This window comes from Vibrio sp. ED004, from assembly GCF_023206395.1.
Classification (GTDB): domain Bacteria; phylum Pseudomonadota; class Gammaproteobacteria; order Enterobacterales; family Vibrionaceae; genus Vibrio.
The window spans coordinates 366,098-390,681 of sequence record NZ_CP066150.1 but is presented as its reverse complement, the minus strand read 5'-3'; the positions used below and the strand labels follow the sequence as shown (position 1 = coordinate 390,681).

The following is a 24,584-nucleotide window of genomic DNA, read 5'->3' as shown; positions in this document are numbered from 1 at the left end:
TTGCGATCAATTCAAAACTAAATACAGTCAGCCAAAAACAAAAATGGTCTTACTGATTCGTAAGACCATTTACAATCTACTGCTGAAAAACAGTGTCTAGAATTAACATGGCTAAGCATCAACTCCTAGGTATCAAAGCCCTAGGCCACCAGCTTATCCTGCCAATGCTAGTTCAGACTCTTTATAGATGCGGTTAGCCACTTTGAATGCCGCTGGTGACATCAGTGTTTCTTTGCATCGCGCTTTAAACTGCTCAGTATCAATCACCTGCTCTTCCAATAAGTATTTCAGCTCACTTAGGTAGTTGGCCTCAAACACGGCTTGGCCAAGCGGTGTGCATTCGTATCGGCTCGACTCTTGGTATCCAATAACCGTCAGCACCGATTCCGGCATTTCCCAAAACTTGGCAATGGTGTAGGTCAAACGAATAGAGTAACTGTTCATCAAACGCTTCAGTGCCAACGAATTCGGCGGAACAGAAGGGTCTACATGTTTGAAGGCTTCTACCATCATTTGGAAGATGATCATCTTGCCTAGGTTACGAATCAACCCAACAAAGTAGGCTGTGGCTTGGTCTTCTTGAGCTTGCGACTCTTTCATCAACTCCTTAGAAAAAGACGCGGTTTGGATGCTGTGATTCCAAATTTTCTCACCGAAATGACGCCAGTAAATGTTATTGCCCGGCGTAAAGTTCTTCATGTAAGAGTTCACCACGCCTTCAATTAGCCCTTGTGAACCCATGTTTAGGAAAGCGGTTTTTAAGTCGGTAACTTGTTTTTCACTGCGCTTATAGAAGGCACTGTTAGCCAGTTTAATCACATCGGCTGCCATGCTTGGCTCACGCTCAATCACCCTTAACAGAGCCTCGACATCAAACTCGTCGTTCTGTAGTTCACCCATTAATGTGGTGACAGAGGCAGGCATTACAGGCAACTCATTAAGCAGCGCTTTCGGAGAACGAATCAAGCGTTCGATTTGGCAAGCCACAAAGTCACAAAAGGGGTCAGACTCTGTTCTTAGGCGTGATTCTCCAAACAGATAATCAAGGAACTCTCCATCGTGAAGGCTTATCGTTTTATCGACAATTAATGATGATGGCTGAGCAGACGAAGGCGGCATAAAGATTGAAGAGCGAGGCGTGACTTGCTCTGCTTTAACACTTTCCTGCTCAGAGGTCCTTTGTTGGGAGATAGCTTGTTGAGAGATAGCTTGTTGGGAGGCACTTTTTGAAGAATAACGTTGCTTACTTTGATTAGCAACGAAAGGGGAAAATAGTGCCTGTAATACCCTTTTAAACATCAATACGGCTCCTAGATGAATACAACATAAATCGGGATATATAACGGCGGTGATTATCGCACAGGCAACTCATAAACCATACAGTGATAAATGAATCATTAATCTTTCAGCTGTATAGGATCTGTTACTCAACGATTTGTTAGACCAAGCCCCAAGCATTCGCCAGAAACAAAAAGAGCGAGCAAATAAAGCTTTCTCGCTCTTCCATCAATCTAAATCGTGAAACTGACTAAAACTAGCGCTCAGCCACTTCTAATACGATCTTGCCTACGTGTTTTTTCTTCAAGAACTCGTCTTGTGCAGTATGGATATCAGCCAATGGGAAAGACTCCGCGACAATTGCGCCGATCTGCTGTTTCTCAATACGATTAACCAGGTTTTGGAATACTTGCGGTTCTAAAACCGTGCAGCCGAAAAAGCTAAGGTCTTTCAGGTACAGAGTACGAACATCAAGCTCGACCATCGCACCACCAATCGCCCCTGATACAGCATAACGACCATGCGGTTTTAGAACGTCAAGAAACTCTGGCCACTTGTCACCGGCAACCAAATCGATAACCACATGCACACTGTTTACACCTAATGCTTCCACCAAATCAGCATCACGAGCAACCACTTCATCAGCACCTAATTCAAGTAACTGTTCATTCTTGCTTGGGCTGGTAATTGCAATCACGTAGGCACCGCGCGCTTTCGCCAATTGAATCGCTGCCGAACCCACACCGCCCGATGCGCCAGAGATAAGCACGCGATCACCTTCAACCACATTCGCGCGAGTCAGCATGTTCTCTGCCGTCGAGTAAGAACATGGGAAAGACGCTAGCTCAACATCCGACATAGAGCTGTTCACCGCATAAGCGTGCTTCGCTGCGACTTTTGTGTATTCAGCAAAACCACCATCGCACTCAGAACCGAAATACCATGGCTGTGGTAGATCTCGTCCGTACACTTCGGTTAAACAAGGTTCGATAAGAACACGCTCACCAATACGATCATCAGAGACTTCATCACCGACCGCTACGATAAAACCACACACGTCAGCACCTTGGATTCGAGGGAACTTTAGCGCTTCACCCGACCAGCTTGCGTCGTCTGAATCGTCGCTTTTTGAGTACCAGCCGATTCGTGTGTTGATATCGGTATTGTTAACGCCAGCTGCCATCACTTTGATCAGCACTTCATTAGGTTCGATTTGAGGTACAGCGATATCTTCGCGGTAGCCAAGCATTTCTGCTCCGCCGTGACCCAACATCTCTACGCCTTTCATTGTTTTCGGTAGTTCGAATTTCATCGTGTTTCCTCGAGTAATTTTGTAACCATATTCTGTGCTGATACCACCGCTTCTTCGCCTAATACTGGCCACGCGCTTGATACGCCTTCATGAAGTAAAAACAGTGGTGTCGCGAGATCATCTCGCAGGCTCTGCTTGCCTATAAGCAAACGAACTTGTTCTTTATGCTGCGTAACCGCTTGGTTGATAAGCTCATTATCCGGGAACGCAGCAATCGCATTCATCGACATGCACCCATGCGGCGCATACTCTTCTAACCATTGTTGGAGCTTGTTGAAAATATGAGTGACAGATTCCAATCCAGCCTCTGGTGACGCCTCCAGTAAGAAATCGAGATAGCGTTGGTGTCGGTATTCCAACGCACCAACAATCATCGCTTCTTTTGAAGGGAAGTGTTTATACAGGGTTCTTAGGCTCACACCGCACGCGGTTTTCAGCTGTGCAACGCTCGGCTCAGCAAAACCTTGTTGGCTGAACGCTACTTCAAGGCTTGCTGCAATCTGTTCTCTCAACATAGTGCTCTCTCAATACCCGACAAAGGGTAGAATGATTGTTCTACTTACAGGGTAGAACGATCACTCTACCCATGTCAACATCCTAATTTACGAATCAATAAAATGAAAAATTCCGCAGTCAATAGAATGCGGAATTTATCGATATAGATGAGCGGTTTACCGTTTAGGCTAGAGTCGACTGCGTATCGTCACCAACACAGATAACGCGCCACAAAGTACTAACACCACGCCTAGATCTTGGAGCATACCTGCTAAAGCGAGCCCTGAACCAATCAAGGTGTAATACATCAAACCAAACAGTGCGCCTGCACTTCCTGCTTGAGATTGATAGCGCACCAACGCACGGCTCAATACATTAGGGATCGCGATTCCAAACGCCATAACCACCAACATCATCGGAAGCAAGAACCAGATCGTGTGTTGTGAGAAATACACACCCACCGCACCTAATGTTTGGAGCCCTGCCGCTAAGCAAATCAAAGAGATTGATGATACTTGTCGCTTCAAGAGCGCTTTGTTAAGCAAACTTCCCAACAAGGTTCCGAACCCAAGCACGACACCACTATAGCCAAACTGTTCGATGCTGAATCCAAGCTGTAAGAACGTGAATGAACCCAGTTGGTAATACGAAAACAGCGCAATATTGAATGACGCAACAAGCAGTGCCGACATCCAAATACCACCGTCTTTGATCATATGAAGACTGAGTGATTTTAATTGTAACGGCTGCTTAGATTTCTGCGTTTCCGGCAAAGACCACAAACTGTGTATTAGCAGCGCCAACACCATGATTAACAAGGCAGTAAACACATATTGATGCCCGCCTGCTTGGCTTAATTGGCCACCCAGTAGCAACCCGATGATTGGGCTAATCGACAACCCCATGCCCATGTAACCAAATACCTTGGCTAGCTCTGTTCCACTAAAAGCATCTCGAAGCATGGTTTGAGTGACGACAGAGCCAACTGCAAGTCCGAAAGCCCCCATCGCTCTTGCTATCATCAACCACGCAAAACTGTCGGTTTGCATGGCAATAAGTGCAGAACAGGCGAATAGCCCCATCCCCAATAACATGGTGGGACGACGTCCCCATTTATCCGCTAGCACGCCCCATACCACTACACCCACCGCAAATGCAGAGAAGTAAATCGATAGGGTTTGAGCGGCTTGTGTGTAACTGACATCAAAGGATTTCGATATTGAATCCAGAGTCGGGCTATAGATGGTTTCTGCGATTTGAGGGAACATCAACAACAGCACTATTTGCCATAAAGAAGGTTTTGTTTTCATCATTTTTCCAAGACCAGTGAACTTGACGCGAAGTCTAGAGGAAACTAACCTTGGCTCGTTAACAACATTAAAACCAAAAACAACAAGATTGGGACAAATGGCATTAATTAGTGAGACCATTGAGTTTGATGCAGACAGCTTACCCGCGCCTGTCATTGGCATTGCCGCAGAACTAGGCAAACATGACTCGGGCATACATCATCACGTTAAGGGGCAACTTCTATATGCTCCGCAAGGCTGCATCAACTTGACCTTAGAAAACGCCCTTTGCATTTTACCGCCGACCAAAGCCGTGTGGATCCCGCCCTATACCAAGCATCGAGCCCAGATGACTAATGTGGTTGCCTATCGCTCGCTCTATTTCGATAGCAGTATTTACTCCTGCCCGGAGGCCATTGAGATTGTGGAAGTGAACGAGCTTTTGAAGGCGCTGATCAATAAGATGGCCTTTTGGGATTGGAACATTACACCGGAGCAAACCACCAACACTGCCAACCTATTCTGGGAAGAGTTTTACAACGCCAATCAGCATTCATTTATCTTGCCGCTACCCACAGATCGCCGCTTTAAAGGCTTTTGTAAGCAAGTTCGAACTACTTCCTTTCTTGCCCCTGCATTATCGACATTAGCGAACTCAGTTGGCGCAAGCACCAAAACGATTACCCGATTATTCAAAGCCGAAACAGGCATGACCTATCAAGAATGGCGACAACAGTGGCGCTTATTTAAAGTAATTGAACTGCTATCAGAAAACCGACAAGTCGGAGATGTGGCGCATCTGTTAGAGTTTTCATCCAACAGCGCGTTTATTGCCTTTTTCAAACAACAAACCGGACAAACACCACTGGCTTTTAACAAGCAGGGAGCGTGATTGTTGTAATCCAAACTCTTTGATTTCACTTAGCTCAGATACAAAAAAACCAGAACTTGGGTTCTGGTTTTTATTTAGAGATATTAAGTTAATCAATTAACACCAACGAATCTAGAATACCCTTTCCGCTGTGGATTCCGCCTTCGTTTTCGCTGGCTGGCTTACTGCGGATCAAGTAACCCGCGTAGCCTTCCAGTTCGGTCACTGGCTTCCCTTGGTAGTAAGCGGTGAATAGGCCGACTTCGCTGACTAAGTCTGTTACGAGTGTTTGCTGAGTATCACGCACTGCAATAGTCGGCACGTCACGTTCATGTGGGTACAAGCGCTGCATGAGAGCCCATGCATCGTACTCTTCTGGCTTAAGTTGGCTCAATTGCTCGCTGATATCGTCACCGAATACACAGTGGCCACCGCCCTCACCTTGGTTTTTCAGCACCCACTCATGCTTGTTCGCTTGCGTATTGAACCATTCAATCGACTCACTGGTGATTGGCTTCATATCGGCTAAAACACTTTTCACCAATTCCGCTTCTTCTAGCGTTAAACCCCAACGGGCGTATTCTGATGCAGACATCATGGTCAGAAGCATTTGCATGGTTTTACTGGTTGCTAACTGTTGGCTGAAGGTGGCATTCACAGAGACATGGTGTTGTTCGATGAACAAACGCGTCTGACTTAGCGTATGACAGCAAACGGATTCATTAAGCTCGGGCGCCCAGTAGTCTGAATACTGATAACCCGCTCTTAGATACACAACATCGACTGCGCCGATATCTTGCAGCAATAGGCGTTGGTTATCGCCCGTTGAAAGCTGAGAGCTCAATTGTTCAAAAGTACGACGAACCGTGCGAACACCCTGCTTTTGTAGCTCGACTTCAAGTAGATGTTGGTCATACACGTTGTCTTCGTTCTTCTGTACCACCATCAAGAAAACCGGTTTGCCTTGCTCATTGAAGTCCGCTTTAACTTGCTTTGCGGCCGTTGCAATACCATAAGCTAGTTGGGTTAAACCTTGGTTCCCTGCAGGTGTTGCCGACGGGTCTTCCAGCCAGTTCTTGTACGTTTCTGGCCATTGGTTTTGCATGTACGAGTGAAATTCTGTTGCTCGTTGGCCAAAAGGCGCCATACCTGCTGCAATACCATTGAATTCAATGACTTTTGCGCCATGTTGGCGATCGTCCATAAAATCGGTTCGCATCAATAGCAATGGCTGACGAGCTGGATTCAAACGTTCATCTGCCCTGCCATGAGCTTGTTGATGAAGTGCCATCAAGCGACCGAAAAATGGATCGGCTTGCGCCATATCACTCAATGAGGACTGCAGAAAATCATGGTCTTCCGACACGTTGCTGATCAGCTTAGTGATAAGCGGAGTCACTCGGCGCAAGTGTTCATAAACCTCGCGTTCCATTGTCATTGGCGCAATACTGAAAGGACAATGCCTAGCGGTATTATCTGACTGGCGGAACGCAACGCCGTGCATGATCGCCCACTCACAGGCATCTTCAATAATCTGTTGTGATAACGGTGGAATTGTCATATCTCATCTTACAAATAAAAATAGCACCCAGAATAAGACGAAGCTTAATCCCAAAAGACGAAATAAAGTGAAACTTTTTATCAAATAATTACATTTATTCTTTATTTCAAGGACTTATATAGCTGAAACATCTCAGCTATCGAGTCTGTTCGATGATCAGGTCACGCAACCATTTGTGGCTCGGCTCTGAATCGAAATACTTGTGCCACAGCAAGAACAAGCCTCCTGGCACCAAATCGACCGGAACGGGCTTCATCACCAACTCGCCGCTATCAATGTAATCGCGTACCGAGTTATACGGATAACACATCAACAGATCGCTCTGCTTACACAGCTTGATGGCACTGGTGATGTCAGACACGTTAGCGGCTTTGTTGATTTCAAGCTGCTTGGAATTCAATACTTCCATCAATAGCCAGTCGCCTGCTCCGCCCGTCACCAATTGTATGTGTCTATATTTTAGAAAGGTGTCGAGGTTCCACTCTTCTTGCAAGGCTGGATGGTCATTACGCATCAAGCACACAGAATAATCCAAGCACAGCTCAACGTAATCCAACTCATCAGGGATACATTGCACGTGGGTAGAGGCACGTTCATCCAATTCGAAAATACCAATGCCAAAATCTACTTCGCGCTTTAATAAACGTTTAAAGCTGTCGCTGCTCCACGTTGAACTGTTGATGGTAATGTGCGGTGCATCAGCAAGCGCTGTCGGCATAAAATGCGGATAAATCGCCGTGTAGGCAGTTTCGACAAGGTCTATAGTGAAGGTACGTTCACTGTCTTTAGGGTCGAAAACCTCGGGAACGGTCAGCTTTTCGATCTGCAGCAAGATTTGGTGGATCTTAGGCGCTAATGCGAGTGCTTTAGGGGTTGGGAATAGCCCTTTGGATTCGCGCTCAAACAGCGGATCATCAAACAACGCTCTGAGCTTGGTGAGCTGTTTACTTACCGCAGACTGGCTCAAGAAGAGTCGCTCTGCCGTTTTACTCACACTGCGTTCTTCGATCAGAACGTGTAAGCAAAGCAGCAAATTCATATCGCATTTAAGTAAGCTTTTAACATCTACCATGATATTCCCTAAATTCAGGTTAATGATGATTAATTGTCACTTTAAATCATATCATGGTCTTGGTAAATTTAGCGCATGTGAGTTAACACGCTCAAAGAATAATAGAATTAAGGAATACTCATGGATTTTCTAGCACTACCAAAGATTGATTTACACTGCCACCTAGACGGAAGTGTTCGCCCAGATACGATTATTGACCTAGCAAAACAGTACAATATCGAACTACCTGAAGATCGCGATGCGGTTGTTCAATCTCTAACTGTGCCAGAAGATTGCAAAAACCTAGACGAATACCTAGCTTGTTTCAGCCTGCCACTGCAAGTAATGCAGACTGAAGAAGCAATTGAACGTATCTCTTTTGAGCTTTACGAAGACGCAGCACTAGAAAACGTTAAGTACCTAGAAGTTCGCTTTGCGCCAATCCTGCACGTAAACAAAGGTCTGTCTCTTGATACGATCATTGCAAGCGCAGTAAAAGGCATGAAGCGTGCTGAAGAGAAATACGACATCAAGGGCAACTACATCATGTCTGTACTGCGTATGTTCCCTAAAGACTCTATCAAAGACGTAATCGACGCAGGCAAACCGTACCTTGGTAAGGGTGTTGTTGCGTTTGATATCGCAGGTGGTGAGAAGCCAGGTTTCTGCGCTGAATTCCCTGAATACACGCAATACGCTATCGAACAAGGCTACCGAGTGACAGTTCACGCTGGTGAGCAATGGCATGGTCAGAACGTTTACGATGCAGTCACTATGCTAGACGCTGAGCGTATCGGTCACGGTGTTCACATCCAAGGCAACGAAGATGCGTACAACATCGTTAAAGAGAAGCAAGTTGCACTTGAGACTTGCCCAACAAGTAACGTTCAAACTAAATGTATTCACCAATTCAGCGACCACCCAATTGCTGAATTCAAAAAAGACGGCATCGTTGTAACGATCAACACAGACAACCGTACTGTGTCGAACACAACCATGACTAACGAAGTGAAGCGTGTGTGTGAAACATTCGGCTTAACAAAAGAAGATTACGCTGAAATCTACAAGTACTCTGTAGAGAGCGCTTTTGCTTCAGATGAAGTGAAACAGCACCTAATGGGTTTCGTTGAGCAAATCTAATTTGGCAAAGCGCGCCTTTTTCTGAATAGCAGGGCTCGCTTAGCATTAGTGATTAAAGGCACAAAATAGGAAGAGAAAGGCTGAGGCTTTTCTCTTTTTTTATGTCTGTATATCCGTATGCTAATACCGATATTGATTCGGAAGAAATAAACAATGAAAACAGAACTCGAAAAAATGCTGTCTGGCGAAGTTTTTGACGGTGCCGATCATGAGATTGACCAAATGCGCACTCATGCAAGTAAAGCTCTGACAGATTTCAATCAATGTTCCGACGACGCTCAACAGCCGAACCTTCAAGCAAATCTATTTGGCAAAATCGGCAGCAGTGTTGTGCGTCCTCCTTTCCATTGTGAGTTTGGTAAAACCATCGAGATCGGTGACGATACCTTCATCAATATGAACGTGGTGATGCTTGATGGTGCAAACATCAAGATTGGTAACAATGTTCTAGTGGGGCCAAGCGTTCAGTTTTACACCGCTTCTCACTCTCTAGACCATCTAAGTCGTCGTAAATGGGAAACCTTCTGCTTTCCAATTATCGTTGAAGACGATGTATGGATTGGCGGAAACTCAGTCATCAACCAAGATGTCACGATTGGTGCTCGTTCAGTGATCGCGGCTAACTCTGTGGTCAACAGCGACGTACCGCCAAACTGTCTATACGGTGGAACGCCAGCCAAGTTGATTCGATACTTGAACACTGAGCAGCCAAGTGACGACAGCGAATAAGTACGAATCAACAAAGCAACAAAGCAACAAAGCAACAATGAATAACAAAAGAGGTGATGTTTTTAATTAAAAATCACCTCTTTTTTGATTAGTTTACCGTGTCTCTTCTATCGAATGGACTTCGTTCCATGGCTTTTTCATACTCACTTTTCGGGCCACTCAAATACGTGGTTTTGACGAATTGTTCCCAATCATAAAACAGCGATTCTATTGGCTGGTCGGTAAGCAGTGAGGGATCCCCATTGCTCTTAATGAGATCAATAAACGCCTCTTCTCCCCATGACCGTTCAATAAACTCACCGACCGTATAGCCAAGTTCATACACCGCCGAGCTACTGTGCGGATTGTTATATAAGTCCTGAGCCAGACCGTCGAAACGGCGACTGATGGCATGTCTGTTACTCATGTGAAACCAATAATCTTCAGACTTATAGATAGCGATGGCTTCCCACAACCACCGTGGATTATTTGCAAAATTCGGATTCACTTGCAGAGTCAGTAAATGTACAAACTCATGTAGAGCGGTTTTATGAATTTCACCACCAAAATAGAGCAACCTAATCTCATTACTCTTAGGTTCGATATACCCAGTAGAGAACGCATATCGATGCCCGATGCTTCTTTCTTGCTCGTCTAAATAGGCCTTTTGGTTTCGCCACACCCTAACGGTGACTGGCGGCATAGAATCAAGCTCGAACGTTTTCATTAAGGGAGTGCGGTTAATCAATAAGGTATTATGGATGCTGGGAATAACAGAGGGCGACGTTCCATCGTAAAGCACATATTTGAACTGTCCTTTGTCTGATTCGTAGCAATCATCACATGCTTGAACACCACTAATTTGAAGCGCGACAGCTACCACTAATACCAGTATCGATATTGCTAAAATAGAGAACGTAACGATTGACTTAGATGAGTATCTTTTCATTTTCTATATCCTCGAACGAAGACATTATTCAAATGAGTGTCACTGTTTCAAATTGACACCCAAGGCTTGTAAGCTATTTTCACATTGAACTGCGTCGATAAACTGAATACCAGCCATGCCTTCAGCCTTAGCCCCTTCAACGTTATAGGGCATATCATCAATGAAGACAGTTTCTGAAGCTTCAAGACCATTATTAGACAGCAGTGCTTGGTAAATCTCAGGCTGCGGTTTAAGCATGCCCAATTCAGCGGATACCGCCGCGCCATCAAACAGCGGCCAAAATTCATAGGTTGATTTTAGGTATTCAACTATCTCGACTACGTTGTCGGTAAGTGCATGCACACCATAACCAGCACGCTTTACACGCTCGACAAGATCGACAGAACCATGCAATAAGATCTGCGTTTGTTTAACGTAATAGAACAGGCGATCACACTCTAATGGAGATAAATTGAGTTCTTGTTGATAGCGAAGTTTAGCCTCATTTTCAGTCAAAAAGCCTTTGTTCAAATCTAACCAGATCGAGCTTTGGAAAATCGAACGCGCTCGGGCTTCAGGGTCGGCGATACTTCCAAACGTTAGTTGAGTAATTTCCAATGGCGACCAACGCACAATCACATTACCCACATCAAACACGACATTTTTGATTTGATTCGAACTCATAACCTGCTCCTCAATTAGTCACATAAAATAGCAACAACACAAACATTAAATGCCGCACCTTAAAGTTCATAATCTTGTTTTACAAAATGAGGACTGAAATCACAATATGTCGCCGAGCAGGCACAAAAAAGACCATCATAAAGATGGCCTTTTTCAGTATTCGTAAGCTTAAATCATTAACACAAATCAGCGTCAGACGAGATAATCGTCGGCGCTCCGGCCGAAGCATTCGAGCGATAAATAACAACACAAGTTTCGCTTTCTTCAGCATTGGCAAATGAATAAACGATAACTTCGTTTAATACTGACTCTGTATGAGAACCAAGTTGCTTCCAGTCACTGTTATCACCGAGCAGTCCTTGTACTGCCGTTCCAATACCAGTCTCTGAGGCTGTGGGATAACCATAGTCAGTCACAACACCTTCCACTAAGGTACTTTGACCATCCGACACTGGAAGGTTTTCAACCCCTGCAACTGCTGCCTTACCGTAAACAATCGAAGCTGCGCCTTCCATTGACGCTTTAAGGCCCTCTAATGCCGCAGCTCTAGCATCGGATTGAAGACCTAAGAACCTGGGCGCCGCAATCACAGAAAGAATGCCAAGTACGACAACGACGGCGACAAGTTCAATTAGAGTAAAGCCACTTGTTCTTCTCATCTTAAAAATCTCATATTCTTTATGGAACGGGAGACAGTATATATTCAAGCTTGATTAAATCATACCGTCAATCATTCCCATTACTTGGTTTTTCTTCTACCCTTCTGCCATTGATAAGGTGTGATGCCGTTTACTCGCTTGAACGCCCTAATGAATTGCGAAGCGTCGGCATAACCTAAATGAAGCGCAACATCAGCTATTGAATAATCTTGCTGCGAGATCACCCGCTTCGCGAACTCGATGACTAATGATTCTTTGATTGCCTTGTAAGTGGTTTGTTCTTTTTTCAATGCTCTTTGGACCGTGCGTTTTCCTATCTCATTCAATGCACAAAATGTGTCTAAATCGATGTCCATGCGACCAATATAGGGCGCCAGTGCCTCAGCAACTTTGCGAGCATTAGACATGGGTTTGGCTCTAACTGCACTAAGTACACCAACCGTATCTAACGCCGCGTATTGAATGCACGTTTGCTGTTGCCCAAGGTATTGAGGAGTCTCGGTTTGGATTTTTAACTCGCTTAACGCCTGCGAATTCGCTGTCTTCAAATCATATCGAATAGGTTTCCCAAGCTCAGCATAGTGTGCTTGTAAGTAGGCGTGAGTATAAGCGATAAGAAACAACTCAGATTCAATCTGACTAGCAGACTGCATTGACGTCTCGAATGAGACAACTAATCCCTCCTTACTTTGCTCCACAGATAGCTTTTCAATGGGGAAAGTATCAAGGAAATCTTGCATCGAAATAGTAGAGAATCGAAGTTCTTTGGCTGCTTGAGTTGCACTCTCTAACAGCACAGTAATGAACTTATTCGGGCTTAGGTTAGCCCTAAGGCGCTGTAGAAAGAGAACTAAAACCTTATACGGAACATAGCTAGCCGATGACGTATCCATACTGAACGGAAGTTTCACTTCTAGCGCCAGATCAGCAAGCAATGCATGGCGGAGAGCAAGCGAGTTATCTTCTCGCAAACATCGCTGAAAGTGGTTCACCACACGCTTATCAATCAGCGGAATATCAAGCCCCATCCCTCTATCCTTTTTCATATTAGCCTGTGACGTGAAATGCACATTTTCATTTCAGAGCTTAGCTACAATTATCTCAAGTTAACAAGGCTTACTTCAGGTTTTCACTAATAAAGTGAATCACATAGCTAACAAGAGCAGCTTTGATCGCAAAGTATGACAAGGTTATCGCTTTTTAATCATGTCGTTATACCGTCAGGGACTACTATTAAATCTAGGCATAAGAATAAATGGATTTAAGCCAATAATTGAGAGGTTTTCATGTTGAAAAAGATTACGTTAGTAGCGGCGAGTATCGCCCTGACTTGTGGTGTTGCCCATGCCAGTGTTGAGAGTAAAACTTGGCCAGCTTCGGACAAGGCCAAAACATTCGTTCAAGACACGATCGTGATTGGTATGCTGGCAAGCCCATACGGCGCAGGTTGGAAGGATGACCAACAACTATTGGATTATTTCCAAGATGCTCGTGATGCAGGTATTACAGGGCATGAATACACGATTACCGCTGCTGACCACAACTTTGATGACTTCTTGTTTCACCATCATAAACACCGCTCTGCGATGGCAAAACAACCTGACAATTTCATCATCGCGCATTCCAATAATGATATTGAAAAAGCGTACACCGAAGGCAAAACCGCCGTGCTTTGGAACAGCCAAACCGCGACCATCTTAGAAGAAGATGTCACTAAAATGGCGATTCTAAAAGACATGGGCTTAAAAACCATGATCTTGGCTTATAACGACATTTTCAGAACAGGTTCAGGACAATTAGCCGCATTTAACGGTAGAGATATTGGCCTAACACCTTGGGGAGAATCTGTAATTGATTCGATGGTCGAATATCAGGTCATTCTCGATCTCAGCCACACAGGCTCAAAGACAGCAAATGACGCGATGGATTACATGGAAGAGAAGTATCCTGGGACTCCATTTGTTTACACACACTCGGTACCTGCTGGGCTTTATAAGAGTGAACCCGATGCTACGCCACAAGGTTGTTACCGTGCTATCCCTGATGATGAAGCGTTGCGTGCTGCTAAATCAGGTGGCTACGTTGCCCCAACCTTTACCGAGTGGATGATGGATGGTATTTGGCCTGAAGATATATCTCCTGTTCAAGCCGCAGATATGATCGATTACTACGTAAAATTGGTAGGTGTTGACCACGTCGGCATCGCGACAGACGATATGTTTTCTACAGCAATGGTTGTGGATTTCGCCACCAAGAACGCGAAAATGTACGACGATGGCGGCTACATGATTGAGGCGTTCAACAAAGGCGCTACCGGTAATGGTGAACTGTCGAAGATCCTCGCAGCCATCACCGACGAGCTTTGGAAACGCGGTTACAGCAATGACGATCTAGCCAAGATCTACGGCGGCAATAAGATGCGAGTTTATGCTCAAGTGTCAGAAGGCGCAGACCCTGACGAATTCCAAAAAGAGTATGCAAAACGCCTTAAAGCGCTAACCAAATTGAGAAATGAAAACTTGACGATGTAGCTTGTTAGCCTAGTCAATTTCTAGCTAGCACAACAGACATGAAGCACGCCGATAGTGGCGTGCTTTTTTATATCTATATAACTCCAATTACGTGCGTCGCGCCTCTCAATTACCATCCCCAACATGGCCTTATATGTTATAATTACTAGCTATTCAGAGCGTGCTGAATCCTTGATTTAGTTCACTATTCTTTAGCCACAGTGAATACACTTTAACGTTATCGAGCTATGAAAAAATACGAATTAGTTGTCCAAGATATTGTGAGTAAAATCTGTCAAAACAGTATCAGCCATAAGCTTCCAGCAGAAAGAGAGCTCTCTGAAATATATGGGTTATCTCGATTTACTATTCGAAAAGCGCTAGCAAAGCTAGAAGCCATTGGCATGGTGACATCTAAGGTGGGTTCGGGTTACTTCGTTAACACCGCTCTGATTGGTACTCCTCTCGTGTACAACTCAATCACAGAGAACAGCTTTGAAGAAATCTCTTACAAAAAGATTCAGTTAAACAAAGCATTACCCGATAATCACGAGCAGCAGATTTTTTCCTTAAACGACAACGAATATATTTGGAAAATTAGGCGCCTTCGATTGATCAACAATAAAGTGGTTCAAATCGAAGAAGCCAAAATACCCGTCAGTGTATTCCCTGAAATGAATGCTGAGATCATAGAGAGCTCAATTCAAAAGCACGCTTTATCAAAAGGGCTGCAGATCGACAGCTATTTAACGACTTATCAAGCGATCAATGTTTCTAAAGAAGATGCTGAACTGCTTGGCTGTAAAAAGAATGCGGCAGCGATGAACATCACCAACCGAGGTTTCTTAGCATCGGGCGAACTGTTTATCGTCAGCGATATCATCGACATTAATTACCAATGTACGTATCACACGCCTTTTAACAGTGAAAGCATGAGTTACCGAGATAAGAAGTAATCTTTCAATTATATTTATAGATGATTTAATTGCTTTCTGGATTAATCACTAATATTAGTTAACTTTTAATATCATTAATTTAATAGTACTAGAAATATAGTCATTGATATTACGTAATATTTGGTAAAGAGATTAAATAAAAAATGGCCGCTTATAGCGACCATTTGATATTAAAAATACGAATTAAGGGGTATGGATTGCGCCATCAGGAAGGCGACTTTGTGTCCACTCGTGGGGGCGATACATCACAGGAAACTCCGCGGCGACTTCTCGGTCAATCTCGACACCAATACCTGCGATTTCAGATGCGTATAAGTAACCATTGATTGGCTCTGCCGCATTAGGGAACACCTTATGTGTATTCTCATTGTATTCAACATGCTCTTGAATCGCCGCATTGTGTAAATGCACGTTCAAATGCGTGTTTACCGCAGCGCCAATTGGCGTCATATCTGGCGGACAGTGCCATGCAATACGAACACCGAAGTTCTGGCATAAGTGTCCAAGTTTAAGAGCTGGCGTAATACCACCGATTTGTGAAACATGGCAACGGATGAAGTCGATTCGACGATTCGCGATCAGAGACTTCCACTCTTCAGGGTTATTAAATAACTCACCTAAACCCAATGATACTGAGCTCTGACTACGAATATTGTCTAACCACTCGGTTTGATTTGGCGGAAGAATATCCTCAATGAAGTACGGCTTATATTGCTCGACTTCCTTCGCAAATTGTATTGCCTGATTTGGGAAAAGACGCTCATGCACATCGTGAAGGATATGGAATTGGTTACCATATTTCTCTCTCAGCGACTTAAACATGGTTAGCGTGTTGTCCATGTACTGATCTTGATCGTAGTACGAACCTTCAGTCGGGTTTTGAGTGGTATGTAAATCGGTTGGAACACCGCCATAGAAGCCAAGCTGACAACGAATGTGCTTGTAGCCTTTGTCTAAGAAACCTTCAACCAACTCATAAATGCCTTCCATGGTATCGCTAGTCGCGTGCGTGTATACAGGAATAGCATCACGAGACTTACCACCAAACAATTGGTGCAGAGGCATGCCTGCTAACTTAGCTTTAATATCCCACAGTGCCATATCAACACCAGAAATTGCATTATTGATGACAGGGCCATTTCGCCAGTAAGCGTTAACCATCATCATTTGCCATAAGTCTTCAATATTATTAGCGTTTTTTCCAATAAGAATAGGTTTTAAGTATTCATCGACCATTGTTTTTACAGCAAGTGGTCGTTGTTGGAATGTCGCACAACCAAAGCCAGTCACACCTTCATTCGTTTCAACTACAACGGTAATTAGGTTGTGTCTGTCTGGTTTAGTAATAATACAATGGATGTCAGATATAATAGTTTCTTTCACAATTAAATAACCTAAACTTAAGTCAACTCCTATTATCTAACCGCTTTAAAAATCACATTTCAAGCGCTAATTTTCGCCCTAAAATAATTGGTACGTTAAGTGTTTTTTTTTGATAAACAAAACATACCAATTGGCAAAAAACGGTGAAAAATTAATTTTTAGGATTTTAAATGTGATTGAGATCTCTTTTTACTCCGTTGGATTTAAATTGGTTGTCGTTATGATTTCTCGAGTTAAATATATTCCAATAACAGGTGTAGTATGCAAATGGTAGAAAAGAGTGATGCCGTTGTGAATAACTCTAAGTCATCATCGAAGAAGAAAAATTTCAAAGAAAATATACAGTTATTAGTCACTGCTGTTGGTGGTGAAGACAATATCGTGAGTATCACGCACTGTATGACAAGGTTACGATTCAAATTAGCAGACGAGTCTCTGGTAGACGAAGAAGCGATCAAGCAGATTGCGGATGTGAAAGGTGTGGTACTTCAACAAGGCCAAACCCAAGTCATCATCGGTGTTAAGGTAGAAAAGTGGTTCAACGCGCTTTCCAATACTCAACAAGCTGACGCGACTCCGGCCGATGAGCTAGAGAAAGGCAAGCTATTCCAAGGCGTTATGCGCATTGCTGCATGTATCTTTGGTCCAGTTGTACCGGCAATCGCTGGCGCTGGTATGTTGATGGGTATGTTGATGGGTCTGTTGTCTGGTCTTATTGCAACCAATGTTATCTCTGAAACTTCAGACACGGTTTACTTCTTCCGTTCAATTTCTGTCGCTGTGTTCTTCTTCTTACCTATGCTGGTTTCTTTCTCTGCCGCGAAGGTATTCAAAGTAAACGAGTACATCGCACTTGCGGTCTCCTCTGCCATGCTAGCGCCATTGCTTGTCGATAAAGCATCTATGTTAAAAGAAGCGGGCGCGGCTCCAGAGCTGACCGTTCTTGGCGTGGTGCCTATTGAGCTGCTTAACTACGGCGGTGCGATCGTTCCTGCGATTCTAGCAATCTGGTTACTATCGAAAGTGACTCCGTTAGTTGACCGTCTAGTACCTTCCTCTGCGAAGCCTGTATTTACACCACTGCTGGCCTTTACGGTCACTTCAACCATCACACTGTCTTTTGTTGGTCCTGCAGGTATCTGGCTAAGTAACGGCGCGGGTTGGGTAATGAATTCACTACTGGAGATCTCCCCGACATTAACGGGCTTTGTGTTTGGTCTAACTCGTCCTATTACGATTGTGTTTGGTATTCACCACAGCATGACGCCAATCAGCCTCAACAACTTCGCACTATATGGTAAGGATCTACTGATGCCTATCATGTGTCTGAGTAACATGGCGATTGCGGGTGCAACTATGGCTATCTGGCATAAACAGCGCAAGACGGTTTCTAAAGAGCAATCTTCAATCACAATGGGTTCAAGTGTTACTGCAATTCTGGGTATCACAGAACCAGCTCTGTTCGGTGTACTCACTAAATACACCAAAGCGATGATGACAGCGAGTTTAGCGGCAGGTGCGTTCGGTGCTATCTCGGTAACAATCGATACGCACTTAACAAGCTATATTCTTTCTTCTGTATTCAGCTTGCCTGCTTACCTTGCTGGCGGTACGCAAAACTTCATTCAAGCGCTGATGGGCGTGGTGGGTGTATTCGCACTGTCTTTCGTTCTAACAATGTTGTTCGTAAAACTAGACAACAAATAATTCCCTTACCTATTCATTGATTTAAGGATTCACGTGGCTACCTCTTGTGTAGCCACGTTTCATTATTTGATACCTAGCAAACTCACTCTTCTTAAGGTCACACAATGAGCCACATTGCAATTATCGGCGAATGCATGATTGAACTGAATGGCGCGCCATTTGGCACCATGCAACAAAGCTATGGCGGAGACACGCTCAACGCAGCGGTTTACTTGAACCGAAGTGCCACCAGCTATGCTAACCAGACAGGCCAGCCTGCAGTACGTACAAGTTACATGACTGCGATTGGTGCTGACGCCATTAGCCAACAGATGCGAGAACGCTGGCAAGATGAAGGCATATCAACAGATCTTGTACTTATCGACGAGAAACGCTCTCCGGGCCTGTATTTGATTCAGCTGGATGACGAAGGGGAAAGAACCTTCTTATATTGGCGCAACAACTCCGCTGCACGCTATCTAGTTCAACACCCTAATTTCGATGAGATCTGCCAATCACTAAACGATGTGGATATGATCTTTTTCAGCGGTATATCGCTCGCAATATTGCCACAAAGCGATCAAATCAAGTTACTAGAAGTCATCCAAAAACTGCGTTCAAGAGGCGTCACTATCGCTTTTGACAGTAACTACCGACCAAAATTATGGGAATCAGAAAGCGCGACCAAAGAGTGCTATCGACTGGGTTATCAAACCACAGATATCGCCTTGGTTACCTTTGATGATGAACAACAACTGTGGGACGACCAAACACCTCAAGACACAATCGAACGACTGCACAAACTGGGCGTAAAAACCATCATTGTTAAACTCGGTGCTGAAGGCTGTTTGGTGAGTGAATCTCCAGCCCATACACCAAGCCTAATTGAAACCACACCAGTAGAAACCGTAGTTGATAGCACCTCAGCAGGTGATTCATTCAATGGCGGATTCTTGTCTTGCTATCTATCTGGCGGCTCTATTGAACAAGCTTGTCATCAAGGTAATGCTCTGGCGAGATTGGTCATCCACCATCATGGAGCCATCATCCCTAAAAGCATTACCGATACACTATTCACAGCTAATTAAGAAGTACACTATGTCTACAATCAACGACCAACTGCAAGCCCTTAAAGTGATTCCTGTTATTGCCATCGATAACGCAGAAGACATCATTCCACTAGGTAAAGTGTTAGCAGAAAATGGACTGCCCGCAGCAGAGATTACGTTCCGTTCAGGTGCTGCGGTTGAAGCGATTCGATTACTTCGCCAAGCACAGCCAGACATGCTTATTGGCGCGGGAACCATCTTAAACGGTGAACAAGTACTCGCAGCTAAAGAAGCCGGCGCAACATTCGTTGTATCACCGGGATTCAATCCAAACACTGTCAAAGCATGCCAAGAGATCGGCATCGATATTGTTCCAGGTGTTAACAACCCAAGCACAGTTGAAGCAGCATTAGAAATGGGACTGACAACGCTCAAATTCTTCCCAGCAGAAGCCTCTGGTGGACTCAACATGGTGAAATCACTCGTTGGGCCATATGGCGATATTCGACTAATGCCTACCGGTGGCATCACGCCATCTAACATCGATAGCTACTTAGCCATACCTCAAGTGTTAGCTTGTGGTGGCACTTGGATGGTAGACAAAAAGCTCGTTGCAAACGGCGAGTGGGCCGAAATTGCCCGCCTAACGCGTGAGATTGTTGAGCAAGTGAATCGTTAGTAGATAACGCTCAGGAAAGAACAAACTCTCTTGACTCCACAACAACAAAGGCCACAGCAGATGCTGTGGCTTTTGTTTTTGCTATGAACTGACGAATCAATTAGTTAAGCAGCCAATAGCTCACTGGATTGTCAGGGCACTGATAAGGACCACACTCAACAAAGGTGGCGATAGCATTGAGTGCAACCACGACGATGGCTAACAAGCACGCCACACGCCCCAAGTTACTCATCTTATAAGCTTCTTGCGACTGCTCTTTGTTGGTCAATATTAAAATGACGGCAACCGCTAATATGGTCGCAGCAAATAATACGAAAGCCCAAGTGTAGTAGTGCATCCCAAAGATAGGACTGCCATAGCCGGGCGTACCTGGAATCACATGTAATGAGACCTGTCTTAGCGAGGTAGCGACACCGTATAAAGCGCCAATCAAAACAATGCCATAGTGCCGAGATTGAGGTCCATAAACCACATTCAACATAAAACCAAATGCAACCATTATAAAGCCGATACGTTGCAATAAACACAGTGGGCAAGGCAACTCATGAAGAACAAACTGAAGGATAAAGCCTATCAACAGAACCGCAGTCATGCCGAGTAGGCCAAGCGTATTTAGGAGCGTTAACTGATTTCGATTCATGTTAGCTCCTTACAATAAGATGGGTAGAGAATCAGTCGCATGGTGATTAAACCAATACAACCCAAGGATCACAGAGCCCGCAAAAAAGCCATAAGCCGCGGTCTTCTTGTCGAAAAAGGCGCATAGCATCGCCACGAGTAATAATAGAAACAGTAAAGACATCATAAGAGGTATTCCCTCGCCATTTATCAAGTTCAGTCATATTGAACGTCAGAATGAATATCCACACCTACGCCCTAAAGCATTCAACATCGGCAAATCTATGGATTACGGATTTAAAATCATCAGCTTAATACTTGTTAGTAAGCTCTAAGCTGTCAAGTTTCCGTAACTAACAGAGCGCAGCCCCTACTCAACCAAGCAAGTAACACGCCGTTTCTAGCAAAGTGAACACCGCTCAACATCAGGCATAACCGCAAACAGAAGGTAGATATTACGATTGACTACACTTAGAACGTTGACTGACGCTCAAATAGTAAATGGCCGCACCATAAAACAAAAAACCTAGCGAATAGTCGCTAGGTTTCAATAATAAAAACGAGATATTGTTAGCTTACTTCAGAGGGTCGTTATCGGGTAATGCATTGTGTAGCCATAACGCTAGTCGCTTCTTAATATTGGCCCCATCAAGCTTGCTCTCCGGGAGAGGAGTGATCTGATTAACCTCAACAAGGAACAAGTACACCGCTTTAACCTTTATCGGTTGAGATGAATCCGGCAAATCAAAACCTTGTAGTTTTGCCATCTTAAAACCGACTTCAACTGCTTTTTTTACCAGCTTATCTTCATTCATGATCTTCGCGGTTTTCGACATGTCATCTCCATCATCTTTATCGAGTGAATATTGAGTATATCAAACAGAATCTTAGACAAGATTACAGTGATCCCAATTCAGAAAAATCGTTCCGATAAATAAAGTAAAACGAATTACAGATTCAAATCAAATACCAACCTAATTGACATTGAAAGCATGAATAGTAATACGCAAAAAGTCTCTTAATAGAAGACTCAATAAATGAGATCCTCAGTCAAGAAACCAAAAATCGAACAAATTTTGACTTATCATTCCAAAAGATACGGAATACTATGAATAATCATATAGATAGTGCCAATTCTATCAATGAGCGATAACTTTATGTTATTTACAAAACACCCACTAGAGAAATAGAATAAACCCACTAATTTTATACTGGTGTTAAAAATGCGTTACCTATGGGCTTCATTCTGTCATAAAAATCCAATTCCCGGACGAATAGTTCATGTCCTTGTTATGTTGATAGCATTAGCTTCTATCGTTGTTCCATTGATATCAAAAGACGCAACAACGATCTTAGTATCACTAGGTGTCGCTCTAATCTGTTTTGTGCTATTTGTCTTCTTTGCACTTGCCGACAAAATGCGTTCAGGTATGCATTAATCATCCAGATATTTGCCAAGCATTGTCTTTTTTAATTTCATTATAAAATGCTGGCTACCAGATACGGATAAGCCCAAAGTTATTAGCTTTGGGCTTTTCTTCTAGCGACTGTGGTTGATTACAACCGAGTGATACGACAACCGAGTCTTACAGCGTCATATGCAGAATTGGAAATGGTTTTCCCATATCATCAAGTGGAGAGCGTGATTCAATTTTGAACCCCATGTGCTGATAGAAACCTACCGCTTGTGGGTTTTGCTCATTTACGCCAACTTTGGTGGCTGCTAGCTGCTCAATCGCATGTTGCAACAACACCGTACCTACTCCTTGCCCTCGAACTTCATTCAAAACAAAAAGCATCTCGACTTTTGCATCATGGACACCCACGAAGCCAACAATCGAACCGCTTTCATTTTTAACGCATTTCAAAGAAACCGCAGGGAACGCATGTTCCATGATGATAGGTTTAAAAAACTCAATATCTTCTTCTGTAATAAAGTCATGAGTTGCTCGGACTGAATTTTCCCAAACCTTAAGCATTTCTGCGTAATCTTCAGGAAGCACATTTTCTATAGTCATAGTTTTCTCTGGATTGAACTGAATATAAACATGTGCAGCCGCAAGGCTATAGTGTAACAAGCGTTAGTTATACAAAACAACACTGTTCACTATTGGCTTTCCTAGCTCCACCCACTCTATTAGTCAGGCATCACAACAATGCCCATAGTTTCAAGCAGTTGCTCTTGCTGCCAAGCCACAATTTTAATTCCAGAAGTATCGACCTTACGAGGGTCTAAACCGTCTAACTCAGCATGGCACAAGTTCGCTCCTTGCATACTGAATTGTCCCCACACATCTTCCGAGAATACACCTCGGCTGAGATCTGACTCTTTTAATGATGCGCCAGCAAGGTAAGTGCCTATCCAACGGTTCTCAAATAACTCACACTTTTCTAAGCAAGCTTGCTCCAAGTTGACGTAAGACAGATTACAGCCCGTGATATACGCCGAGCAAAAATACATCCGGTTACTTACCTGATTGGCGAAGTTAGTGCGGGTAAAGTTGGCGCCTTTTAAATCACACTCACGTAGCTCTATACCGTAGCAATTGGCGTTACTGAAATTGGCCATGGCGAGCTGACAGTTCTGAAAACTTGCATCACGCAAATCTGCGACATCGAAGTGGCAGCCCTCGATATCACCTTGCTCGATGAACTTACAATTGATAAATGTTGCATCGCGTAAGTTTGAACGCCTGAAGTCGCATCGGATAAAAGTGCATGCGGTAAATGTCATTTCAGACAGGTCTTGATGAGTAAAACTGTGTTGATGATAAGTGCTGTTATTGGTGTCCATTTAGCCCCCTAAAGAAATTAAGCTAAGACTACCATTGTGAACTTCAGAAAACACCAAATTAAAAGCTAACAAAAACAGCAACTTAAAGCACACCAATTTAGCCATTTTAAGGACCCAAACTGGCAATTTAAGGGTGCTATTTCCTGTTATTAGAACGCGCTTATATTGAAAAAAGTTTTGTTGCTTAGAGGGCTAAATAGAAGATAAAGCTATTTTGACGAAACGAGGCAATTATAGACTAAACCCTAACGCTCTAGACTGGACGGTTGGTATGCATCTCGCTACACTAATCATCATTCTCGGCATAAAGAGTAAGACCAATGAAAGACATGCGACAAGCTATGCTCGATGCAGGGTTTAGCCTTATTAATGAACACGGATTTGCTGGCGTTGGTCTGATGAAAATCATCAACCAAGCAGAAGGGACCAAAGGTTCTTTTTACCACTACTTCAAATCCAAAGAGCACTTTGGCGAGATCCTTCTAGCCAACTACTTTGATGATCACCTAATTAAGCTTGATGACTTTTTGAGTGATGAGACTCTATCTCGTCGTGACCGTGTTAAAACGTACTTCGAATTCTGGTGTTCATCGAAATTGACTGAAGACTTCAATATCCAATGTCTTGTGGTCAAGCTAGCTGGTGAAGTATCTGGGTCTGCTAATCCGTTGCAATCAACCATGGCAGAAGGTGCGGAAAAGATCATTCTGCGTATGGCTAAGCTATTCGAAGAAGGCAATGAAGCGGGTGATTTCAATATCGCAGAACCTGAAACGCTATCTCGCACGCTTTATGGCTTATGGCTAGGCTCAACGCTCATGGCAGCGATGCAGCGCAACCGTTCGATTCTGAACAATGCCATGGAAGAGACATTGCTCGCGATGAGTTCAAAAGATTAACCAACTCCTGCACGCTAAGAGGCTCGCTTTATAT

At 43.9% G+C, this 24,584-nt stretch carries 26 protein-coding genes; 10 read left to right on the top strand and 16 right to left on the bottom strand.

What is annotated here, in order from left to right; genetic code table 11:
* Positions 1–153: 153 nt before the first annotated feature.
* The 4 genes from ITG10_RS19295 to ITG10_RS19280 all read right to left on the bottom strand — a co-directional run bounded on the left by ITG10_RS19295 (position 154) and on the right by ITG10_RS19280 (position 4,395).
* On the bottom strand, positions 154–1,299 hold the full coding sequence (locus tag ITG10_RS19295; protein ID WP_017631464.1) for an HDOD domain-containing protein: 1,146 nt from the start codon (positions 1,297–1,299) through the stop codon (positions 154–156).
* 235 nt (positions 1,300–1,534) lie between these two features.
* On the bottom strand, positions 1,535–2,590 hold the full coding sequence (locus ITG10_RS19290) for an alcohol dehydrogenase family protein (RefSeq protein ID WP_017631463.1): 1,056 nt from the start codon (positions 2,588–2,590) through the stop codon (positions 1,535–1,537).
* On the bottom strand, positions 2,587–3,105 hold the full coding sequence (locus ITG10_RS19285; protein WP_017631462.1) for a TetR/AcrR family transcriptional regulator: 519 nt from the start codon (positions 3,103–3,105) through the stop codon (positions 2,587–2,589). The genes ITG10_RS19290 and ITG10_RS19285 overlap by 4 nt, the downstream gene beginning before the upstream one ends.
* A gap of 168 nt (positions 3,106–3,273) precedes the next feature.
* Positions 3,274–4,395, bottom strand: coding sequence for a multidrug effflux MFS transporter (locus tag ITG10_RS19280; protein WP_017631461.1), 1,122 nt, complete (start codon positions 4,393–4,395; stop codon positions 3,274–3,276).
* 97 nt (positions 4,396–4,492) lie between these two features.
* Here ITG10_RS19280 and ITG10_RS19275 point away from each other — a divergent pair, with 97 nt between their 5' ends.
* A complete protein-coding gene (locus tag ITG10_RS19275; RefSeq protein WP_017631460.1) occupies positions 4,493–5,266 on the top strand; it encodes a helix-turn-helix transcriptional regulator in 774 nt (257 codons plus the stop codon).
* Positions 5,267–5,354: 88 nt separating this feature from the next.
* On the opposite strand, the gene ITG10_RS19270 is transcribed toward ITG10_RS19275, so the two are convergent.
* Both ITG10_RS19270 and ITG10_RS19265 read right to left on the bottom strand, forming a co-directional pair.
* On the bottom strand, positions 5,355–6,806 hold the full coding sequence (locus tag ITG10_RS19270; protein ID WP_248387080.1) for a glutathione synthase: 1,452 nt from the start codon (positions 6,804–6,806) through the stop codon (positions 5,355–5,357).
* A 136-nt stretch (positions 6,807–6,942) separates the two neighbouring features.
* The gene (locus ITG10_RS19265; RefSeq protein WP_017098499.1) at positions 6,943–7,878 is read right to left on the bottom strand and encodes a LysR substrate-binding domain-containing protein; all 936 of its coding nucleotides are present in this window, start codon (positions 7,876–7,878) and stop codon (positions 6,943–6,945) included.
* A 120-nt stretch (positions 7,879–7,998) separates the two neighbouring features.
* Between ITG10_RS19265 and add the strand changes: the two genes are divergently transcribed.
* Entirely contained in the window at positions 7,999–8,997 is a 999-nt protein-coding gene (gene add / locus ITG10_RS19260) for an adenosine deaminase (RefSeq protein WP_017631457.1), read from the top strand.
* 153 nt (positions 8,998–9,150) lie between these two features.
* Entirely contained in the window at positions 9,151–9,726 is a 576-nt protein-coding gene (locus ITG10_RS19255; protein WP_017631456.1) for a sugar O-acetyltransferase, read from the top strand.
* An 88-nt stretch (positions 9,727–9,814) separates the two neighbouring features.
* On the opposite strand, the gene ITG10_RS19250 is transcribed toward ITG10_RS19255, so the two are convergent.
* The 4 genes from ITG10_RS19250 to ITG10_RS19235 all read right to left on the bottom strand — a co-directional run bounded on the left by ITG10_RS19250 (position 9,815) and on the right by ITG10_RS19235 (position 13,022).
* On the bottom strand, positions 9,815–10,654 hold the full coding sequence (locus ITG10_RS19250) for a hypothetical protein (protein ID WP_017631455.1): 840 nt from the start codon (positions 10,652–10,654) through the stop codon (positions 9,815–9,817).
* A gap of 39 nt (positions 10,655–10,693) precedes the next feature.
* Entirely contained in the window at positions 10,694–11,317 is a 624-nt protein-coding gene (locus ITG10_RS19245) for an HAD family phosphatase (protein ID WP_017631454.1), read from the bottom strand.
* A 176-nt stretch (positions 11,318–11,493) separates the two neighbouring features.
* On the bottom strand, positions 11,494–11,976 hold the full coding sequence (locus ITG10_RS19240) for a type II secretion system protein (protein ID WP_017631453.1): 483 nt from the start codon (positions 11,974–11,976) through the stop codon (positions 11,494–11,496).
* 80 nt (positions 11,977–12,056) lie between these two features.
* On the bottom strand, positions 12,057–13,022 hold the full coding sequence (locus ITG10_RS19235; protein WP_241430336.1) for an AraC family transcriptional regulator: 966 nt from the start codon (positions 13,020–13,022) through the stop codon (positions 12,057–12,059).
* Between the two features lie 240 nt (positions 13,023–13,262).
* Between ITG10_RS19235 and ITG10_RS19230 the strand changes: the two genes are divergently transcribed.
* Both ITG10_RS19230 and ITG10_RS19225 read left to right on the top strand, forming a co-directional pair.
* Positions 13,263–14,507 (top strand): membrane dipeptidase, encoded by a 1,245-nt coding sequence (locus tag ITG10_RS19230; protein WP_017631451.1) that lies wholly within the window; start codon positions 13,263–13,265, stop codon positions 14,505–14,507.
* A gap of 227 nt (positions 14,508–14,734) precedes the next feature.
* Positions 14,735–15,442, top strand: coding sequence for a GntR family transcriptional regulator (locus ITG10_RS19225; RefSeq protein ID WP_017631450.1), 708 nt, complete (start codon positions 14,735–14,737; stop codon positions 15,440–15,442).
* Between the two features lie 183 nt (positions 15,443–15,625).
* Here the strand turns inward: ITG10_RS19225 and ITG10_RS19220 are convergent, their stop codons facing one another.
* The gene (locus tag ITG10_RS19220) at positions 15,626–16,825 is read right to left on the bottom strand and encodes an enolase C-terminal domain-like protein (RefSeq protein WP_017631449.1); all 1,200 of its coding nucleotides are present in this window, start codon (positions 16,823–16,825) and stop codon (positions 15,626–15,628) included.
* A 261-nt stretch (positions 16,826–17,086) separates the two neighbouring features.
* On the opposite strand from ITG10_RS19220, the gene ITG10_RS19215 reads away from it, so the two are divergent.
* From ITG10_RS19215 to ITG10_RS19205, 3 genes are all read left to right on the top strand, one after another.
* Entirely contained in the window at positions 17,087–18,532 is a 1,446-nt protein-coding gene (locus ITG10_RS19215) for a PTS transporter subunit EIIC (RefSeq protein ID WP_017631448.1), read from the top strand.
* Positions 18,533–18,636: 104 nt separating this feature from the next.
* Entirely contained in the window at positions 18,637–19,599 is a 963-nt protein-coding gene (locus ITG10_RS19210; RefSeq protein WP_017631447.1) for a sugar kinase, read from the top strand.
* 10 nt (positions 19,600–19,609) lie between these two features.
* A complete protein-coding gene (locus ITG10_RS19205; protein WP_017631446.1) occupies positions 19,610–20,239 on the top strand; it encodes a bifunctional 4-hydroxy-2-oxoglutarate aldolase/2-dehydro-3-deoxy-phosphogluconate aldolase in 630 nt (209 codons plus the stop codon).
* Positions 20,240–20,339: 100 nt separating this feature from the next.
* On the opposite strand, the gene ITG10_RS19200 is transcribed toward ITG10_RS19205, so the two are convergent.
* From ITG10_RS19200 to ITG10_RS19190, 3 genes are all read right to left on the bottom strand, one after another.
* Positions 20,340–20,879 (bottom strand): disulfide bond formation protein B, encoded by a 540-nt coding sequence (locus ITG10_RS19200; RefSeq protein ID WP_248387079.1) that lies wholly within the window; start codon positions 20,877–20,879, stop codon positions 20,340–20,342.
* A gap of 9 nt (positions 20,880–20,888) precedes the next feature.
* Positions 20,889–21,044: a DUF5993 family protein gene (locus tag ITG10_RS19195; RefSeq protein ID WP_004736852.1), complete on the bottom strand. Its 156-nt coding sequence runs from the start codon at positions 21,042–21,044 to the stop codon at positions 20,889–20,891.
* A gap of 388 nt (positions 21,045–21,432) precedes the next feature.
* On the bottom strand, positions 21,433–21,693 hold the full coding sequence (locus ITG10_RS19190) for a DUF5062 family protein (RefSeq protein WP_248387078.1): 261 nt from the start codon (positions 21,691–21,693) through the stop codon (positions 21,433–21,435).
* A 387-nt stretch (positions 21,694–22,080) separates the two neighbouring features.
* Here ITG10_RS19190 and ITG10_RS19185 point away from each other — a divergent pair, with 387 nt between their 5' ends.
* Positions 22,081–22,296 carry a hypothetical protein gene (locus ITG10_RS19185; RefSeq protein ID WP_026084315.1) on the top strand — a complete coding sequence of 72 codons (216 nt, stop codon included), beginning with the start codon at positions 22,081–22,083 and terminating at the stop codon, positions 22,294–22,296.
* A 147-nt stretch (positions 22,297–22,443) separates the two neighbouring features.
* Here the strand turns inward: ITG10_RS19185 and ITG10_RS19180 are convergent, their stop codons facing one another.
* Positions 22,444–22,875, bottom strand: a complete 432-nt coding sequence (locus tag ITG10_RS19180; RefSeq protein WP_017631444.1) for a GNAT family N-acetyltransferase — start codon at positions 22,873–22,875, stop codon at positions 22,444–22,446.
* A gap of 119 nt (positions 22,876–22,994) precedes the next feature.
* Positions 22,995–23,651 (bottom strand): QnrS family quinolone resistance pentapeptide repeat protein, encoded by a 657-nt coding sequence (locus ITG10_RS19175; protein ID WP_017631443.1) that lies wholly within the window; start codon positions 23,649–23,651, stop codon positions 22,995–22,997.
* A 320-nt stretch (positions 23,652–23,971) separates the two neighbouring features.
* Here ITG10_RS19175 and ITG10_RS19170 point away from each other — a divergent pair, with 320 nt between their 5' ends.
* Entirely contained in the window at positions 23,972–24,550 is a 579-nt protein-coding gene (locus ITG10_RS19170; RefSeq protein ID WP_017631442.1) for a TetR/AcrR family transcriptional regulator, read from the top strand.
* Positions 24,551–24,584: the final 34 nt, after the last annotated feature.

Excerpts from the sequence above, each read along its gene's own strand:
- ITG10_RS19295 (WP_017631464.1), bottom strand. The coding sequence starts at position 1,299 with ATGTTTAAAAGGGTATTACAGGCACTATTTTCCCCTTTCGTTGCTAAT.
- ITG10_RS19290 (WP_017631463.1), bottom strand. The coding sequence starts at position 2,590 with ATGAAATTCGAACTACCGAAAACAATGAAAGGCGTAGAGATGTTGGGT.
- ITG10_RS19285 (WP_017631462.1), bottom strand. The coding sequence starts at position 3,105 with ATGTTGAGAGAACAGATTGCAGCAAGCCTTGAAGTAGCGTTCAGCCAA.
- ITG10_RS19280 (WP_017631461.1), bottom strand. The coding sequence starts at position 4,395 with ATGAAAACAAAACCTTCTTTATGGCAAATAGTGCTGTTGTTGATGTTC.
- ITG10_RS19275 (WP_017631460.1), top strand. The coding sequence starts at position 4,493 with ATGGCATTAATTAGTGAGACCATTGAGTTTGATGCAGACAGCTTACCC.
- ITG10_RS19270 (WP_248387080.1), bottom strand. The coding sequence starts at position 6,806 with ATGACAATTCCACCGTTATCACAACAGATTATTGAAGATGCCTGTGAG.
- ITG10_RS19265 (WP_017098499.1), bottom strand. The coding sequence starts at position 7,878 with ATGGTAGATGTTAAAAGCTTACTTAAATGCGATATGAATTTGCTGCTT.
- add (WP_017631457.1), top strand. The coding sequence starts at position 7,999 with ATGGATTTTCTAGCACTACCAAAGATTGATTTACACTGCCACCTAGAC.
- ITG10_RS19255 (WP_017631456.1), top strand. The coding sequence starts at position 9,151 with ATGAAAACAGAACTCGAAAAAATGCTGTCTGGCGAAGTTTTTGACGGT.
- ITG10_RS19250 (WP_017631455.1), bottom strand. The coding sequence starts at position 10,654 with ATGAAAAGATACTCATCTAAGTCAATCGTTACGTTCTCTATTTTAGCA.
- ITG10_RS19245 (WP_017631454.1), bottom strand. The coding sequence starts at position 11,317 with ATGAGTTCGAATCAAATCAAAAATGTCGTGTTTGATGTGGGTAATGTG.
- ITG10_RS19240 (WP_017631453.1), bottom strand. The coding sequence starts at position 11,976 with ATGAGAAGAACAAGTGGCTTTACTCTAATTGAACTTGTCGCCGTCGTT.
- ITG10_RS19235 (WP_241430336.1), bottom strand. The coding sequence starts at position 13,022 with ATGAAAAAGGATAGAGGGATGGGGCTTGATATTCCGCTGATTGATAAG.
- ITG10_RS19230 (WP_017631451.1), top strand. The coding sequence starts at position 13,263 with ATGTTGAAAAAGATTACGTTAGTAGCGGCGAGTATCGCCCTGACTTGT.
- ITG10_RS19225 (WP_017631450.1), top strand. The coding sequence starts at position 14,735 with ATGAAAAAATACGAATTAGTTGTCCAAGATATTGTGAGTAAAATCTGT.
- ITG10_RS19215 (WP_017631448.1), top strand. The coding sequence starts at position 17,087 with ATGCAAATGGTAGAAAAGAGTGATGCCGTTGTGAATAACTCTAAGTCA.
- ITG10_RS19210 (WP_017631447.1), top strand. The coding sequence starts at position 18,637 with ATGAGCCACATTGCAATTATCGGCGAATGCATGATTGAACTGAATGGC.
- ITG10_RS19205 (WP_017631446.1), top strand. The coding sequence starts at position 19,610 with ATGTCTACAATCAACGACCAACTGCAAGCCCTTAAAGTGATTCCTGTT.
- ITG10_RS19200 (WP_248387079.1), bottom strand. The coding sequence starts at position 20,879 with ATGAATCGAAATCAGTTAACGCTCCTAAATACGCTTGGCCTACTCGGC.
- ITG10_RS19195 (WP_004736852.1), bottom strand. The coding sequence starts at position 21,044 with ATGATGTCTTTACTGTTTCTATTATTACTCGTGGCGATGCTATGCGCC.
- ITG10_RS19190 (WP_248387078.1), bottom strand. The coding sequence starts at position 21,693 with ATGTCGAAAACCGCGAAGATCATGAATGAAGATAAGCTGGTAAAAAAA.
- ITG10_RS19185 (WP_026084315.1), top strand. The coding sequence starts at position 22,081 with ATGCGTTACCTATGGGCTTCATTCTGTCATAAAAATCCAATTCCCGGA.
- ITG10_RS19180 (WP_017631444.1), bottom strand. The coding sequence starts at position 22,875 with ATGACTATAGAAAATGTGCTTCCTGAAGATTACGCAGAAATGCTTAAG.
- ITG10_RS19175 (WP_017631443.1), bottom strand. The coding sequence starts at position 23,651 with ATGGACACCAATAACAGCACTTATCATCAACACAGTTTTACTCATCAA.
- ITG10_RS19170 (WP_017631442.1), top strand. The coding sequence starts at position 23,972 with ATGAAAGACATGCGACAAGCTATGCTCGATGCAGGGTTTAGCCTTATT.